Source organism: Nocardia sp. CA-290969 (assembly GCF_050936135.1).
In the GTDB taxonomy this organism is placed as follows: domain Bacteria; phylum Actinomycetota; class Actinomycetes; order Mycobacteriales; family Mycobacteriaceae; genus Nocardia.
In genome coordinates, this window is record NZ_JBNJNJ010000001.1 from 7,048,610 (window position 1) to 7,063,809 (window position 15,200).

A 15,200-nucleotide genomic window follows, 5' to 3' on the forward strand; every position below is an offset into this window, starting at 1 on the left:
TTTGCGGATGGGGTTCATGCGCCTTCGAATTGGATTCGCTCGGGTGGGGTTCCGGTGTCGAGTAGGCGTTCCACGGTGGAGCGGGTCATTGCCGGGGAGCCGCATACCAGGATCTGGTGGCGGTCGAATTTGCCGTAGGAGCCGACCACTTCGGCGAGGGTGCCCTGGATCAGGTCGTCCTCGTCGAAGCCGATATCCACCCGGTGCCGGTCGTGCCACTGGTCGGGCCAGTGCGGGTCCTCCAGGCGTTCCACGACCGGGACCACGGTGAGCCACGGCAGGTCGGCGGCCAGGAGCACCAGCATGTCGGCGGCGTAGAGGTCGCGGGGGGAGACGCCGCCGAAGAACAGGTAGGTCGTCGGCGGGTACTGGTGCCGGGCGAGTTCCAGGATCTGCGACCGCAGCGGTGCCAGGCCGGTGCCGCCGGCGATCATCACCACTTCGTCACCGTCGGGGTCCACGCTGAACATCCCTTGCGGGGCAGTCAGTTTCCAGCGGTCACCCGGCCGGGTGTCGGCGACGATCCCGCCGCTGCACCAGCCGCCGGCCACGGTGCGGATATGGAATTCGAGTTTCCCGTCCAGCGAGGGTGGCAGCGCCGGGGAGAATCGCCGGCGCATACCGGGAAACTGCGGGACCTCGACCTCCACGGATTGACCCGCGGTGAACGGTACGTACTCGCCGATCAACCGGACCACCGCCAGATCGTGACGTAACCGGTGGTGTTCGACGACATCCGCGAACCAGTACGCCTGCTGGGCGGAGCGTTCCGGTTGGCGCCGAGGGTCACTGGACACTGGCAGGTACTCCTTCGGGGCGGTTCATGTGGTCAGCGGAGGTCACGGCGTTGGCGGAGTGTCCCGCAGGCACTCCTGCGGGACGGGCTGATGCGGCCGGCGGCGGATGCAGCGAAAGCGGTTGCCTCGCGGTACTTTCCCGGAGCAGCTGCCCGCGATCGGCCGAGGCCGTCGCATCGGCGCAGGTATCGCACCATTTTCCTTTCGCTGTGGGCAGGCGGGCCGGGTGTCGCGGCGAGGGGCCGGGTACCGGATCACACCGGGTCGGTGCTGATGATGTCCTCGGGGGTGCCGACCGCGAGCAGTGCGCGCCGGGTATCCGCGATCATCTTCGCCGAACCGGCGATCTGGATCTGCCGATCCTCCCACGCTCCGAAGCTCGCCACCACGGCGCCGAGGTTGCCGACCAGGCGGCGGTGCATCCCGTAGGGCGCGTCCTCGGTGGGATGCGGATACCACCACGGGTTGGTCTTGTGTTCGCAGACCGGGACGATGGTGAGCCACGGATTGCTCTGCGAGAGCTGCCACATGTTGTCCACGTCGTAGAGGTCGCACGGGTAGACGCCGCCGATGAAGAAATGCACCCGCGGGTTGATCCCGCGTCGGCCCATTTCGATCAGCTGTGCGCGCAGCGGCGCGACGCCGGTGCCCGAACCGATCATCAGGACGTCGCGGCCGCTGTCCTGGTCCACCTGCAACCCGCCGAGCGGCCCGCCGATGAGCCAGCGGTCGCCGACCTTGGTCTCGTTGACGATGGACGGGCTCACCCAGCCGCCGCGCACCTTGCGCACATGGAATTCGATCTCGCCGTAGGGGTTCGAGGGGATCGCGGGCGAGAGGTAGCGCCACATCCGCGGCCGCTGCGGGACCGAGACCGGGACGTACTGGCCGGCCAGGTAGGGGATCGGGTCATCGGACTGCAAACGGACGATGGCGAGGTCGTCGAGGACGTGCCGGTGCCCGACAACGGTGGCCTCCCAATAGGGCGGAGAATCGTCGGAATTGGCGCCTATCGCCATGGCGGCGGAGATGAGCAGGCAGACATCGCGCCATCCTTCGGCGAGTTCTCTGGTCCAGTTCGGGCCGTTGTAGGTCTGGAAAGCCTGGTACAGCGCCGGGCCGGCCTGATCGTAGTGCGCGGCCTCGACCCCGTATTTGCGATGGTCGCGGGCCAGCTGTTCGAGAAACTTCTGCGCGCGGTCCCAGTCCTCGAGGTGATCGAGCATGTACTGGATCGCGGTGGCCAGCCGTTTCGGCTGCATATCCATGGCCGGAGGGAACAGCTCCCGCAGCCGCGGATTCACGCCGAACAGGTGACCGTAAAAAGCACTGATCAACCGCTCGATTCCATGCGGTGTATCCAGCACCGACTGAAAATTGGCGCGGACCAGCGCTGCCGAACGCGCATCCACGGCGTGGAGCTTCCTTTCCCTGAATGTCCGAGGCGAATGGACTTAGCCGTTACCGGCTGTCCTTCATCCGACCAGTATCCCCGAAAATTGTGAGGATGGCGTGTGTGAAATAGGAATACCGGGTTTTATCGATCTTGTTCGCGGGTATGGCCGCTGCGGTACGAGCCGGGAGCCAGCACCTTTCCGGCAACCGCCGGTGCGGGTCACGCGCGGAAAATTTGTAAACTTGAGTGGAACAGACTCAACCTTTCGGACGTTGAACCGAGCAGAACGGCACGAGTCCCGGGGATCGGGCGTGGTTGCCGGAGAAGAGATGAACTAGCAGGAAGGTGCTTCGTGGACTCGTTCAACCCCACCACCAAGACTCAGGCCGCCCTCACCGCCGCCCTACAGGCGGCGTCGGCGGCCGGTAACCCGGAGATCCGTCCGGCCCATCTGCTGGTGGCACTACTGGACCAGACCGACGGGATCGCCGGGCCGCTGCTGAAGGCGGTGGGTACCGATCCCGCGACGGTGCGCCGCGAGGCGCAGGACATCGTCGACCGGCTGCCCCGGGCCACCGGCGCCACCACCACGCCGCAACTGGGCCGGGAGGCCCTCGCCGCCATCACCTCGGCGCAGCATCTGGCCACCGAACTCGGCGACGAATACGTCTCCACCGAACATGTGATGGTCGGGCTCGCCACCGGCGATACCGACGTCACCCAGCTGCTCGAGAAGTACGGCGCCACCGCGGCCGCGCTGCGCGAGGCGTTCACCGCCGTCCGCGGCAATGCCCGAGTGAGCAGCCCCGACCCCGAGGGCAGTTACCAGGCGCTGGAGAAGTACTCCACCGACCTCACCGACGCCGCGCGCGCCGGCAAACTCGATCCGGTCATCGGCCGCGATACCGAGATCCGCCGGGTCGTGCAGGTGCTGTCGCGGCGTACCAAGAACAACCCCGTCCTCATCGGTGAACCCGGTGTCGGCAAGACCGCGATCGTGGAGGGTCTCGCCCAGCGCATCGTCGCGGGCGATGTCCCCGAATCGCTGCGCGGGAAGACCGTGATCGCCCTCGACCTGGGCGCGATGGTCGCGGGTGCGAAGTACCGCGGTGAATTCGAGGAACGGCTCAAGGCCGTGCTCGAGGAGATCAAATCCAGTGCGGGCCAGATCATCACCTTCATCGACGAACTGCACACCATCGTCGGCGCCGGTGCGACCGGCGAATCCGCGATGGACGCCGGAAATATGATCAAGCCGATGCTGGCGCGCGGCGAACTGCGGCTCGTCGGCGCGACCACCCTCGAGGAGTACCGCAAGCACATCGAGAAGGACGCGGCCCTGGAACGCCGCTTCCAGCAGGTGCTGGTCGGCGAGCCCTCGGTGGAGGACACCGTGGGCATCCTGCGCGGGATCAAGGAACGCTACGAGGTGCACCACGGCGTGCGGATCACCGATTCCGCGCTGGTGGCGGCGGCCACCCTCTCCGACCGCTACATCACCTCCCGGTTCCTGCCGGACAAGGCGATCGACCTCGTCGACGAATCCGCGGCCCGGCTGCGCATGGAGATCGACTCGCGGCCGGTGGAGATCGACGAGGTGGAACGCGCGGTACGCCGGCTGGAGATCGAAGAGGTCGCCCTCGCGAAGGAGACCGACGAGGCATCCAAACAGCGGCTGGAGAAACTGCGCGCCGAACTCGCCGACGGCCGGGAGAAGCTCAACCAGCTCACCACCCGCTGGCAGAACGAGAAAACCGCGATCGACCAGGTGCGGGTGCTCAAGGAGCAGCTCGAGGGCCTGCGCGGCGAATCCGAGCGCGCCGAACGCGACGGTGACCTGGGCAAGGCCGCCGAGCTGCGGTACGGGCGGATTCCGGCGCTGGAGAAGCAGCTCGCCGAGGCCGAGGCGGCCTCCGGTGCGGCGGCCGACGGCGAGGTGATGCTGAAGGAGGAGGTCGGGCCGGACGATATCGCCGAGGTGATCTCGGCCTGGACCGGTATCCCGGTCGGCCGGCTGCTCGAGGGCGAAACCGAGAAGCTGCTGCGGATGGAGTCCGAGCTCGGGCGCCGGGTGGTCGGGCAGGACGAGGCCGTACAGGCGGTATCGGACGCGGTGCGGCGGGCGCGCGCCGGGGTCGCGGACCCGAACCGGCCCACCGGCTCGTTCATGTTCGTCGGGCCCACCGGTGTCGGTAAGACCGAGCTGGCCAAGGCGCTCGCCGACTTCCTGTTCGACGACGAACGCGCGATGGTCCGCATCGATATGAGCGAGTACAGCGAGAAGCATTCGGTGGCCCGGCTGGTGGGTGCCCCGCCCGGTTACGTCGGCTACGACCAGGGCGGTCAGCTCACCGAGGCGGTGCGCCGCCGGCCCTACACGGTGGTGCTGTTCGACGAGATCGAGAAGGCGCACCCGGATGTTTTCGACATCCTGCTCGCGGTGCTCGACGAGGGCCGGCTCACCGACGGCCAGGGCCGGACGGTGGATTTCCGCAACACCATCCTGATCCTGACCTCGAACCTCGGCGCCGGTGGTGACAAGGAGTTCGTGATGAACGCGGTACGTTCGGCGTTCAAACCGGAATTCCTCAACCGCCTCGACGATGTGGTGATGTTCCGGTCGCTGGACGAGGACCAGCTCGCGCATGTCGTCGATATCCAGCTCGACCAGTTGCAGCGGCGGCTGGCGCAGCGGCGGCTCGTCCTGGACGTCAGCGATTCGGCGCGGTTCTGGCTGGCCGTGCGCGGCTACGACCCGGTGTACGGCGCACGTCCGCTGCGCCGGGTGATCCAGCAGTCGATCGGCGACACCCTCGCCAAGGAACTGCTGGCCGGCGCGATCACCGACGGCGATACGGTCGCGGTGGGGGTGAGCCCGGACGGCGACGGTCTCATCGTGGGCAAGAGTCTGCGCGAGCCCGCCGCCGCGACCGCGGACGGTCAGGGGTCCTAGACCGGGGCCGGCCGGCCCAGCCCGCGGGTGGTCGCCTCTCGCCGATCGTGGTGGCCGGAGTTCGCAGGACACCCCATCGACGGTTCCGGCCTGCGACCGGGAGGTATCGAACCTGTCCCGGGCGAGTGTGCTCGCCCGGGACAGGTTCGGCTTAGGCTGGGTAGTTATGACCAACCCGAACGATCCCTGGGCAAGGCGGCCGGACGACGATCCGACCCAGCGCCTGGGTCAGCCGGGAGAATCGGCGACCGAGAAGCTACCCACCGGCGACGGGCCGGGGTTCACGGAGCCGACCACGGCCTACCCGGGTACCGACCCCTACGGCGGCTGGGGGCCGCCGGGTCCGAACCCGACCCGGGAGATGCCGACCTACGACAGTTACGCCTACGGCGGGCAGCAGCAGTGGGGCGCGCCCGGCGGCCCGCCTCCGCAGGATCCTTACGGCCCGGCCGGCGGCCCGCCCGGGGGATCGCCGAGGCCGCCGAAGAAGAACGGTGTACTGCTGGGAATCGGGCTGGCCGTCATCGTGCTGCTCGGCTTGGCCGGGATAGCTGCCGGAATGATGTTCGGTGGCGACGATTCGCAATCCACGGCCGGTGATACGTCGAGCACCAGTCGCACGCTCGGCCGGGAGGTCCCGGCGCAACCGGACGAATCCGAACCCCCGCTGCCGAGCCTGCCGGGGATCCCGGATATGCCCGATTCCGGTGAACAGGATCCGGGCGGCACCACCATGGGCACCATCAGCTCCAATTCCGGCGGCACCCTGACCCTGAGCACGCTCACGGGTGACGAGGTCACCGTGCACACCACCCCGCAGACCCAGGTGATCTCGCTGGCCGGCGCCACGGTCGACGCCCTGCCCGCCGGGGACCTGGTGATCGTGCAGGGGCAGCCGGGCCCGGACGGTTCGATTCAGGCCGATGTCATCATCAGCACCGCCCTCGAGGGGGGCGGGCGATGATAAAACCGCGGCGCGCAGTGTGGGTGCCCGGCATTACGCCGGGCGGGTCGATAGGCTAGGCGACGATGACGGCAATGTGGTTCGGGCTGGCGGCAATCACCCTGGTGGGTGCGATAGTGCTGCTCTACTTCGACCGGCGCCAGCGGCAGCGGACCGGTCACGCGCGCCAGGTGTGGGCGAAAGCCCAGGGATACACCTATGTGTCGGTGGAACCGGCGCTCGCTTCGACCTGGCGCCGTGGTGCGCTGGCCAAGCTCGGGTATCTGACCGCGGTCGATGTGGTCACCGGTATCCGTAAGGGCGAGAAATTCGTCCTGCTGGATCTGGAGGATTCCGCGACCCTGGTGGCGGTGCGCCGCCAGATCGGTTCGGATATCGACGTCGATATGCGGCTCAAGACCATGAATCCGCCCAAGGACGCCGATCTGGAACTGCTCGGCGCGATCGGCGATCGGGTGGTGTTCGCGACCAATCCGGAGATCGCGCGCCATGCGGTCGATCAGCGGATGGTGGCGTTCATCGAATCGCTGGCCGATACGGTGCAGATGCTGTGGAGCGAAGGCAATTGGACGCTCGGCATGCTGCCCGTCGGCTCGGCGGCCAAGGACTGGGAAACCGGGATCGACGCCGTGCTGCGGTTGTCGGGGCTGCTGCATGTGCTGCCACCGGTCACCGATCCCCGTAACGACGAACCCGGCGCCCCGCCCTCGCCTCCGCGGGCCCGGATCCGCTCGGCGGAATACGACGACGACGATCCCGACGGCCCGTACGACGACTACGACGAATACGACGACGGCGCCGACGACTACGGCCACCCGGGGCCGAATGTCCGCTATCGCCGCGACGCCGGGGACGATCCCGATGCGCCGGGCCACGGCCCCGGTGACGACGTACCGCCACGCCGGCCGAGCCTGGCCGTGGTGCCCGACGCCCGGCCGGCGAACCGTTCCCCGCGCCCCGAACCGGCGGGTGCGCGGCCGGGCGGGGCGGGCGAACCGGACCGCGCCCCCGACCGCCGCGACTCCACCACCGACGACGAGCACGCCCCGCGCCTGCCCGGCGGGCCCTTCCACCCCGGTTTCCGTCCGTATCAGGGTCCGGTGCCGCAGTAGGTCCGCGCGGACGCGCGACCTGCGGTAACCGGTGCCGAGGCGCGTGCGTATCCTTCCTCGCAGGCGCCGCTGCGGGCGCCGGGACCGTACTCGCCGCGACTCGCCTCCACGGGCGGAAGGACACCGATGATCGACCAGGCAATGACCGACCGGGATGTCTTGGCCGGGCTGGTGCGCGATTTAGCCGTCGTGCACGGCAAGGTGACATTGTCTTCGGGTAAAGAGGCCGACTATTACGTCGATCTGCGGCGGGCGACGCTGCATCACCGGGCGGGGCCGCTGATCGGGAAACTGCTGCGGGAACTGGTCGCGGATTGGGATTTCGACGCCGTCGGCGGGCTCACCATGGGTGCCGATCCGGTCGCGCTGGCCGTGATGCACGCGCCCGGCCGTCCGATCGACGCCTTCGTGGTACGCAAGGCCGCGAAAACCCACGGGATGCAACGGCAGATCGAAGGCCCGGATGTGGTGGGTAAACGGGTTCTGGTGGTCGAGGACACCACCACCACCGGAAACTCCCCGCTGACCGCGGTGCGCGCGCTGCGTGACGTCGGTGCGACGGTGGTGGGGGTGGCCACCGTGGTCGACCGGGAAACCGGCGCGGATCGCGTGATCGCCGACGAAGGACTGCCCTACCGCTCCATACTCGGTTTGAAGGATCTGGCACTGAGCTGAACCGGACGGGCCGTTCGCCCGCCTGCCGCGCTCCGTTAGCCTGATGATCCGTCAGAACTGTGAGTGAAGGGTCGTGAGCGTCGTGGTGAGCATTGCCGGCAAAAAGGGGCACGACAACGTCGCGATGCTCGGGATCGGTGCCTACCGGCCGCAGCGCGTCGTCAGCAACGACGAGGTGTGCCAGGTGCTGGATTCCTCGGACGAATGGATTTTCGAGCGCAGCGGTATCCGCAACCGGCGCTGGATCAGCGGCGACGAAACGCTGCGGTCGATCTCGGTGGCCGCCGGTGACCGGGCACTGCGCAACAGCGGTGTGGACCCCTCACAGATCGGCGCACTGATCCTGGCCACGTCCAGTTGGCCGATGCTGACCCCGCACGGCGCCCCGATCGTCGCCAGCGATCTCGGCATGAACGGGATTCCCGCCTTCGACCTCACCTCCGGCTGCGGCGGGTTCGGGTACGGGCTGGGGGTCGCCGCGGATATGATCCGTGCCGGCTCGGCCGAATACGTGCTGCTCATCGGTGCCGAGACGATGACCATCGGGATCGACCCCACCGATCGCGGTACGGCGTTCATCTTCGGTGACGGCGCCGGCGCCGTGGTGATCGGACCGAGCCAGGACAACGGGATCTCCCCGACGGTCTGGGGCAGCGACGGCGAGAACGCCGACGCCATCAAGCAGGATGTGAACTTCGTCGAGTACATGCAGCGCGCCCAGGACCTGCAGGGTACCGATCCCGAGGTCGAACCGGTGGGCCGGATGTCGCTGCGGATGGAAGGGCCCCGGGTCTTCCGGTGGGCCGCCGTCACCCTGCCCCGCGCGCTGTCCACCGCGCTGGATATGGCCGGGGTGTCCAAGGACGATATCGAGGTGTTCATCCCGCATCAGGCCAACGCCCGGATCAACGAGCTGATGAAGAAGAACCTGGGGTTGGCCGACGATATCCCGATGGCCGGCGATATCGAGAACACCGGGAACACCTCCGCGGCGTCGATTCCGCTGGCGATGGAGGAGATGCTGGCGACCGGTAAGGCCAAGGGCGGGCAGCTGGCGCTGCTGCTCGCGTTCGGCGCCGGGCTCAGTTACGCGGGCCAGGTGGTGACCCTGCCGCCCGCCCCCGCCGAGGCGAGTCTGTAGCGATGCGGCCGCTGCGCGCGGGGTTCCTGGTCGCGACGGCGGTTACCGTGGCGGGCGCACTGACCGGCCGTGACCGGTTGCAGTGGGTGGCGAAACCGCTGATGATGCCGTTGCTCGCGGCCGATATCGCCAGCAGCACAGCGGAAATCGCGCCGGTCGAGCGCACGCTGCTGCTGGGATCGCTCGGTGCCGCCACGGTCGGTGATGTGCTGCTCATCGAACCCGACGACGATCGCCGGCTGGTCGCCGGCGCGTCGTCGTTCGCGGTGATGCAGACGGGGTACGCGGCGCTGTGGTGGCGGCGTGGCGCCCGTCCGCGCGTGAATACCGCTGTCCCGCGCCTGCTCGCCTGGGCCGGGGCGGTCGGTCTGTTGCGGGCGAAGGCGCCCGCGCTCGCCGTGCCGTTGAGTGCCTACGGCCTGACCTTGGGCAGCGCGGCCGTACTGGCCTCCGACCCAGTGCTGGCGCCGGGTGCGGACAATGTTGCGGGACTCAATGTTCCGGGCGCCGATCCACGCAGCCGCCTCGGCGTGGGCGCCCTGCTTTTCACGATCTCCGACGGACTGATCGTGGCGCGGCGGTTGTTCGCCCGCGGGCAGCGGTCACGCCGGGTGCTCGAGGCGATCATCCTGGCCACCTACGGTGGCGCGCAGTTCCTGCTGGCCGACCCGGAGGCGCACACCGGCGGCTGAGGAGTGACCTCCGGTTTTTCCGCTCGTGCGCGCTCGCCCGCGGCGGCTACTATCCACGCATGAGCTACCCTCCGCCGCCGCCCGCGTACGGATACCCGGGATACGGTCCGCCGCAGGATCATCCACAGGCCACCACGGTGTTGATCCTGGGCATCATCAGCTTCTTCTGCGCGGTCACCGGTCCGTTCGCCTGGGTCATGGGTAAGAAGGCGCTCAACGAGATCGACGCGTCGGGCGGAACCATCGGCGGCCGCAGCAATGTGATGATCGGTTACGTACTCGGCATCATCACATCGGTCCTGCTGATCATCTATCTGGTCCTGGTCGTCCTCTTCATCGTCATTGCGATCGTGGGAGCAGCCTCGGCCTGAGGTTCGGCGAGGTCGCGGCTCCCGGTGTCCGGGATCCGGTCATCGCCCGGACGGGGTTGTTCGCTACGCACTCGGCGTGATCGCTACCCGCGTTCACCAGGCCGTGGTGAGGTCCGCGTGCTGCCGGATCCAGGTGTGCATGGCGATACCGGCCGCCACCCCGGCGTTGATACTGCGGGTGGAACCGAACTGGGCGATCGACACCGTGAGTACCGCGGCATCGCGGGCCCCGTCGCTCACCCCGGGTCCTTCCTGACCGAACAGCAGCAGGCAGCGTCGCGGCAGCCGCACCGTTTCCAGCGGTACCGACCCCGGCACATTGTCCACCGCGACCACGCTCAGATCCTCGGCCGTGGTGAATTCGAGCAGCGCGTCGATATCGGGGTGGTGCACGATGTGCTGGTAGCGATCGGTGACCATGGCGCCGCGGCGGTTCCAGCGGCGGCGGCCGACGATATGGACCGCGCCGGCGGCGAAGGCGTTGGCGGTCCGCACCACGGTGCCGATGTTCGCGTCGTGCCCGAAGTTCTCGATCGCGATATGGAAGGGATGGCGGCGCCGGTCGATATCGGCGACGATCGCCTCCCGCGTCCAGTACCGGTACGCGTCGACCACATTGCGCCGGTCACCCTCCGCGAGCAGAACCGGGTCGAGCCGGTCATCGTCCGGCGGCGGTTCGCCGTGTTCCGCGATCCACGGACCCACTCCGTGCGGATGCTCGCCCCATTCCGTGGGGCCCGGTTCGGAGGCGTCGTCGAGCGGGTCGCCGCCGGCCGTGGGCTCGTGGTCGTACCGCGCGCTCGGCCGGGTTGCCTGCACGGGGCCCGTGGTCGTCCCGGATGTCCGCTCCGGGTGCCGGGCGGAGTCGGGGCCGGCCGAGGGCGCTGCGTTTGTCACGGCACGATCGTAGTGCGGGCGCACAGCGCGGCTACCGTTCGGTCTGGTCCGCTCGAAAACACCTGTGCCGATTGGTGTTTCTGCGCGGCTCGGGTTTCGCGGTGCGGCACGCGCGGCCCGGCACCGATCTGTATAGCCGGGTTGACATAGCCGTTCGGTATGAATCTCCCGCTCTGTCCGGCAGCGATCCGCGCGGAACCCGGCCCAGCGGACGGTGAGACGAACGGTTCCGCTTCGACTCGGTAACAATTGAGCGGCGGGAATTCCGATATTCCTGGCAATATGGGTGCATGACCTCGCCCAGCGACGATCTCGACGTTCCCCGGCGGGTGTCCGGGCAACAACGCAGGCCGCAGGGCAACCCCGTGAAACTCTGGTCGGACCGGGCCGATATGGCCGAGGCCGCCATCGTCTCGCGGCATATCGAACCGGTGTGGCTACTGCCCGGCACCGCGCTCGGCGTGGTGGGCTGGCCCTCGACCCGGCGCGAACGTTTCTTCCTGACCTGGCATTACTGGTGGCAGGCACACCTCATCGATTGCGCCGTCGACGCCGCCAATCGCGCGCCCACCATCGAACGCCGCAAACGGATCGCGGCGCTGGTGCGGTCGCATCGGATGCGCAATCTCACCGGCTGGACCAACCGCTACTACGACGATATGGCCTGGCTCGCCATCGCGCTGGAACGGGCCGCCCGGGTACAGGACAACGACGAGGCGCGCGGCGGTCTCGGACCGCTGGAACAGAAGCTTTTCGCGGCGTGGAATCCGGCGGTCGGCGGCGGTATCCCGTGGCGGGTCGGCACCGACTTCTACAACGCCCCTGCCAACGGCCCCGCCGGTATCGCCCTGTCCCGGCTCGGCCGCTACGAGCGGGCCGCCGAAATGGCCGACTGGATCGACGCCACCCTGCGCGATCCGGAGACCGGCCTGATCTTCGACGGGATCCATCTCCCGTCCGGCACGCTCGAACGCCCGGTCTACAGCTACTGCCAAGGCGTGGTGCTCGGCCTGGAGACCGAGCTTGCCGTGCACACCGGCGATCCGGTCCACCTCGATCGGGTGCATCGCCTGCTGGACGCGGTCGAAGACCAGCTCACCACCAACGGGGTCGTGCGTGGCGGCTCCGGTGGTGACGGCGGGCTGTTCAACGGGATCCTCATCCGCTATCTCGCGCTGGTGGCGCTCATGCTGCCCGGCTCCGAGCACGAGCAACTCGCCGACCGGCGGATCGCCGCCCGCATCGTCAAGGAATCGGCCGCGGCGGCCTGGGCGAACCGGCTCGACGTCGAGGGCGAACCGCTGTTCGGTCATGATTGGACGCGCTCGGCGCAGCTGCCGGGCGGTACCGCGGGCGCCGGTGGGCTCAACCCCAACGGCGCCGTGACGTCCTCGCGGGTTCCCGAACGCGACCTATCGGTACAGCTCTCGGGTTGGATGCTCATGGAGGCCGCCCATATGGTCACCGCGGCGGGGCTGTAGCTCCCTGCGCGACCGGGGCTCGCCCAGGCTGGGCAGCGGTGTGGTGTCGGCGGTGGCGCTGTCCAGTTCGAAATCCTCGGCGGGCTGTGCCATCTCGTGCCGGTACTGGCGGATACCGATCACCGTGCCCACGACCAGGCAGAACACCAGCGAACCGATCACGATGGGCATCAGCCAGGAGATCTGCTGGATGAAGCTGCCGGCGTAATAGCCCAGCAGCAACAGCACCGGCGCCCAGATGATCGCGCCGATGGTACTGGCGATGGTATAGCGGCGATGGTCCATCTCGGCGGCGCCCGCCACCATCGGGCACAGCGTGCGCACCCACGGGATCCACCGCGCGACCAGCACCGCGACGAAACCGTGCCGCTGCAGCAGCTCGGCCACCCGGGTGAGGTTCTGGGTGTTGATATAGCGCCCGTTCTTGCGGGCGACGAGCCGGTGCCCGGTGCGGCGTCCGATGACGTAGCCGACCTGGTTCCCCGCGATCGCGGCGACCATCGCACCCACCGACAACAACCACACCTGGGTTTCCCCGGTGGCGTGCGAGGCCATCACGATGCCTGCCGTGAGCAGCATGGAATCACCGGGCAGGAACAGGCCGAGGATCACGGCGCATTCCAGGAAGACGAAGGTCAGCACCACGGTCCAGACCAGCGCCGGACCCGCGGAGATCAGCGGATCGAAACTGCCCATCGCGTAGGGCACGGCCGAAGCGGACACCACTTACCGTACTGGGGTCTCGTTCGCGGCAGCCGGCGCGTGGGCCGGCACCACCGGCAGGGGCATGGTGCTGGTGACCTGGTTCGGCAGGTCGACGGCCGGCAGTTCGGCGGTGGAAGCCAGGGCGCCCTCGGCGGCGAGTTCGGCGGCCGGCTTACGACCCAGCAGGCGTTTGGCCACCGCACTGATACCCGGCAGGATCGAGACGAACACGATCAGCAGGAAGATCGCCTCGACGTGGTCGCGGATGAAGGCGACATTGCCGAGGAAGTAACCGAGTACGGTCACGCCGCCGCCCCAGGCGATGGCGCCGACGATATCGAACGCGACATAGCGCTGGTAGCTCATCTTCGATACGCCGGCCAGCACTGGCATGAAGGTCCGGACGATCGGGACGAATCGGGCGAGGATGATCGTTTTGGGGCCGTGCTTCTCGAAGAATTCGTGCGTTTCGGTCACATAGCTCTTCTTGAAGAACCGGGTGTCCTCTTTGTTGAACAACGCGGGACCGATGGCCCGGCCGATCCAGTATCCGCACTGGTCCCCGGCGAAAGCGACGAACGTGACCGCGGGCAGGAGCACCCAGATGGAGACCGGCGGGTTCTCCTGGGCGGCCAGCAAGCCACCGGTGAACAGCAGCGAATCGCCGGGCAGCAGCGGGAACAGCAGACCCGTCTCGATGAAGACGATCACCAGAATCGCCGGTAGCACCGCGTTCTTCAGCCAGGTCTCGGTCAACAGGTGCATCGGGTCGAGCAGTTCGGTCAGAGCCAGATTGCTCGTCACCGCGTCGGTAGCTGCCAGCGCAATCACCCGGCCCACAGTACCGGTTACAGCCGAGCGTGCAGGGTGCGGCGGCGCAAACAATCCCCTTATACCGGATGAATCCCGCCTGCCTTAGGGTATGTGCAGAAACAGACAATCCCGTCTGCCGCACTACACGGAGGTCTTCACAGTGCCGATCGCGACTCCGGAGGTCTACGCCGAGATGCTCGGCCAGGCCAAGGCGAACTCTTTTGCCTTCCCGGCCATCAACTGCACATCGTCGGAGACGATCAACGCGGCGATCAAGGGTTTCGCCGAGGCGGGCAGTGACGGGATCATCCAGTTCTCCACCGGCGGCGCGGAATTCGGTTCCGGCCAGGGTGTGAAGGATATGGTCACCGGTGCTGTCGCGCTCGCCGAATTCGCGCATGTGGTGGCCGAGAAGTACGGCGTCACCATCGCGCTGCACACCGACCACTGCCCGAAGGACAAGCTGGACGGTTTCGTCCGCCCGCTGCTGGCCATCTCCCAGGAGCGGGTGAGCGCGGGGAAGAACCCGCTGTTCCAGTCGCATATGTGGGACGGTTCGGCGGTCCCGATCGACGAGAACCTGTCGATCGCGCAGGAGTTGCTCGCCGCCGCGACCGCCGCGAAGATCATCCTCGAGGTGGAGATCGGTGTCGTCGGCGGTGAAGAGGACGGCGTCGAGGCCGAGATCAACGAGAAGCTCTACACCTCGCCCGCCGATTTCGAGAAGACCATCGATGCGCTCGGTGCCGGGGAGAAGGGCAAGTACCTGCTCGCCGCCACCTTCGGCAATGTGCACGGTGTGTACAAGCCGGGCAATGTGGTGCTCAAGCCGGAGGTGCTGGCCGAGGGGCAGAAGGTCGCCGCCGCGAAGCTGGGCCTGGGTGCCGACGCCCAGCCCTTCGATTTCGTCTTCCACGGCGGGTCCGGCTCGCTGAAGTCGGAGATCGACGATTCGCTGCGCTACGGCGTGGTGAAGATGAACGTGGACACCGACACCCAGTACGCCTTCACCCGGCCCGTCGCCGCCCATATGTTCAGCAACTACGACGGGGTGCTCAAGATCGACGGCGAGGTCGGCAACAAGAAGACCTACGATCCGCGCAGCTACCTGAAGAAGGCCGAGCTCTCGATGGCGGCCCGAGTGGTGCAGGCCTGCGAGGACCTGCATTCCGCGGGACGTTCGATCAGTGCCTGATCACGTCG

Annotated in this window: 13 protein-coding genes and 1 pseudogene; 9 read left to right on the forward strand and 5 right to left on the reverse strand. The window is 67.9% G+C overall.

Features of this window, described 5'->3' with window-relative positions:
* Positions 1–14 precede the first annotated feature (14 nt).
* Both ACQEVO_RS32270 and ACQEVO_RS32275 read right to left on the reverse strand, forming a co-directional pair.
* Complete coding sequence (locus tag ACQEVO_RS32270; protein WP_432920280.1) at positions 15–797, reverse strand: FAD-binding oxidoreductase; 783 nt, start codon at positions 795–797, stop codon at positions 15–17.
* 254 nt (positions 798–1,051) lie between these two features.
* A complete protein-coding gene (locus tag ACQEVO_RS32275) occupies positions 1,052–2,209 on the reverse strand; it encodes an FAD-binding oxidoreductase (RefSeq protein ID WP_432920282.1) in 1,158 nt (385 codons plus the stop codon).
* 336 nt (positions 2,210–2,545) lie between these two features.
* Here ACQEVO_RS32275 and clpB point away from each other — a divergent pair, with 336 nt between their 5' ends.
* From clpB to ACQEVO_RS32310, 7 genes are all read left to right on the forward strand, one after another.
* On the forward strand, positions 2,546–5,146 hold the full coding sequence (gene clpB, locus ACQEVO_RS32280) for an ATP-dependent chaperone ClpB (protein ID WP_432920284.1): 2,601 nt from the start codon (positions 2,546–2,548) through the stop codon (positions 5,144–5,146).
* A 166-nt stretch (positions 5,147–5,312) separates the two neighbouring features.
* On the forward strand, positions 5,313–6,110 hold the full coding sequence (locus ACQEVO_RS32285) for a DUF5666 domain-containing protein (RefSeq protein ID WP_432920286.1): 798 nt from the start codon (positions 5,313–5,315) through the stop codon (positions 6,108–6,110).
* Between the two features lie 74 nt (positions 6,111–6,184).
* Positions 6,185–7,222 (forward strand): hypothetical protein, encoded by a 1,038-nt coding sequence (locus ACQEVO_RS32290; RefSeq protein WP_432923230.1) that lies wholly within the window; start codon positions 6,185–6,187, stop codon positions 7,220–7,222.
* Positions 7,223–7,363: 141 nt separating this feature from the next.
* Positions 7,364–7,897: an orotate phosphoribosyltransferase gene (gene pyrE / locus ACQEVO_RS32295; protein WP_432923233.1), complete on the forward strand. Its 534-nt coding sequence runs from the start codon at positions 7,364–7,366 to the stop codon at positions 7,895–7,897.
* An 82-nt stretch (positions 7,898–7,979) separates the two neighbouring features.
* Positions 7,980–9,038, forward strand: coding sequence for a beta-ketoacyl-ACP synthase 3 (locus ACQEVO_RS32300; protein ID WP_432923236.1), 1,059 nt, complete (start codon positions 7,980–7,982; stop codon positions 9,036–9,038).
* A gap of 2 nt (positions 9,039–9,040) precedes the next feature.
* Positions 9,041–9,730, forward strand: a complete 690-nt coding sequence (locus ACQEVO_RS32305) for a lysoplasmalogenase family protein (RefSeq protein ID WP_432920288.1) — start codon at positions 9,041–9,043, stop codon at positions 9,728–9,730.
* A gap of 59 nt (positions 9,731–9,789) precedes the next feature.
* Positions 9,790–10,101 (forward strand): DUF4190 domain-containing protein, encoded by a 312-nt coding sequence (locus ACQEVO_RS32310; protein ID WP_432920290.1) that lies wholly within the window; start codon positions 9,790–9,792, stop codon positions 10,099–10,101.
* 93 nt (positions 10,102–10,194) lie between these two features.
* Here the strand turns inward: ACQEVO_RS32310 and ACQEVO_RS32315 are convergent, their stop codons facing one another.
* Positions 10,195–10,806 (reverse strand): TrmH family RNA methyltransferase, encoded by a 612-nt coding sequence (locus tag ACQEVO_RS32315; RefSeq protein ID WP_432923239.1) that lies wholly within the window; start codon positions 10,804–10,806, stop codon positions 10,195–10,197.
* A 584-nt stretch (positions 10,807–11,390) separates the two neighbouring features.
* On the opposite strand from ACQEVO_RS32315, the gene ACQEVO_RS32320 reads away from it, so the two are divergent.
* Positions 11,391–12,479 carry a glycoside hydrolase family 76 protein gene (locus tag ACQEVO_RS32320; protein ID WP_432923242.1) on the forward strand — a complete coding sequence of 363 codons (1,089 nt, stop codon included), beginning with the start codon at positions 11,391–11,393 and terminating at the stop codon, positions 12,477–12,479.
* 60 nt (positions 12,480–12,539) lie between these two features.
* Here ACQEVO_RS32320 and ACQEVO_RS32325 read toward each other — a convergent pair.
* Positions 12,540–13,175 (reverse strand): annotated as a pseudogene (locus ACQEVO_RS32325) (DedA family protein); the annotation flags it as partial.
* Between the two features lie 30 nt (positions 13,176–13,205).
* Positions 13,206–13,949: a DedA family protein gene (locus tag ACQEVO_RS32330; RefSeq protein WP_432923245.1), complete on the reverse strand. Its 744-nt coding sequence runs from the start codon at positions 13,947–13,949 to the stop codon at positions 13,206–13,208.
* Positions 13,950–14,157: 208 nt separating this feature from the next.
* On the opposite strand from ACQEVO_RS32330, the gene fbaA reads away from it, so the two are divergent.
* On the forward strand, positions 14,158–15,192 hold the full coding sequence (gene fbaA, locus ACQEVO_RS32335; RefSeq protein WP_432920292.1) for a class II fructose-bisphosphate aldolase: 1,035 nt from the start codon (positions 14,158–14,160) through the stop codon (positions 15,190–15,192).
* Positions 15,193–15,200 lie beyond the last annotated feature (8 nt).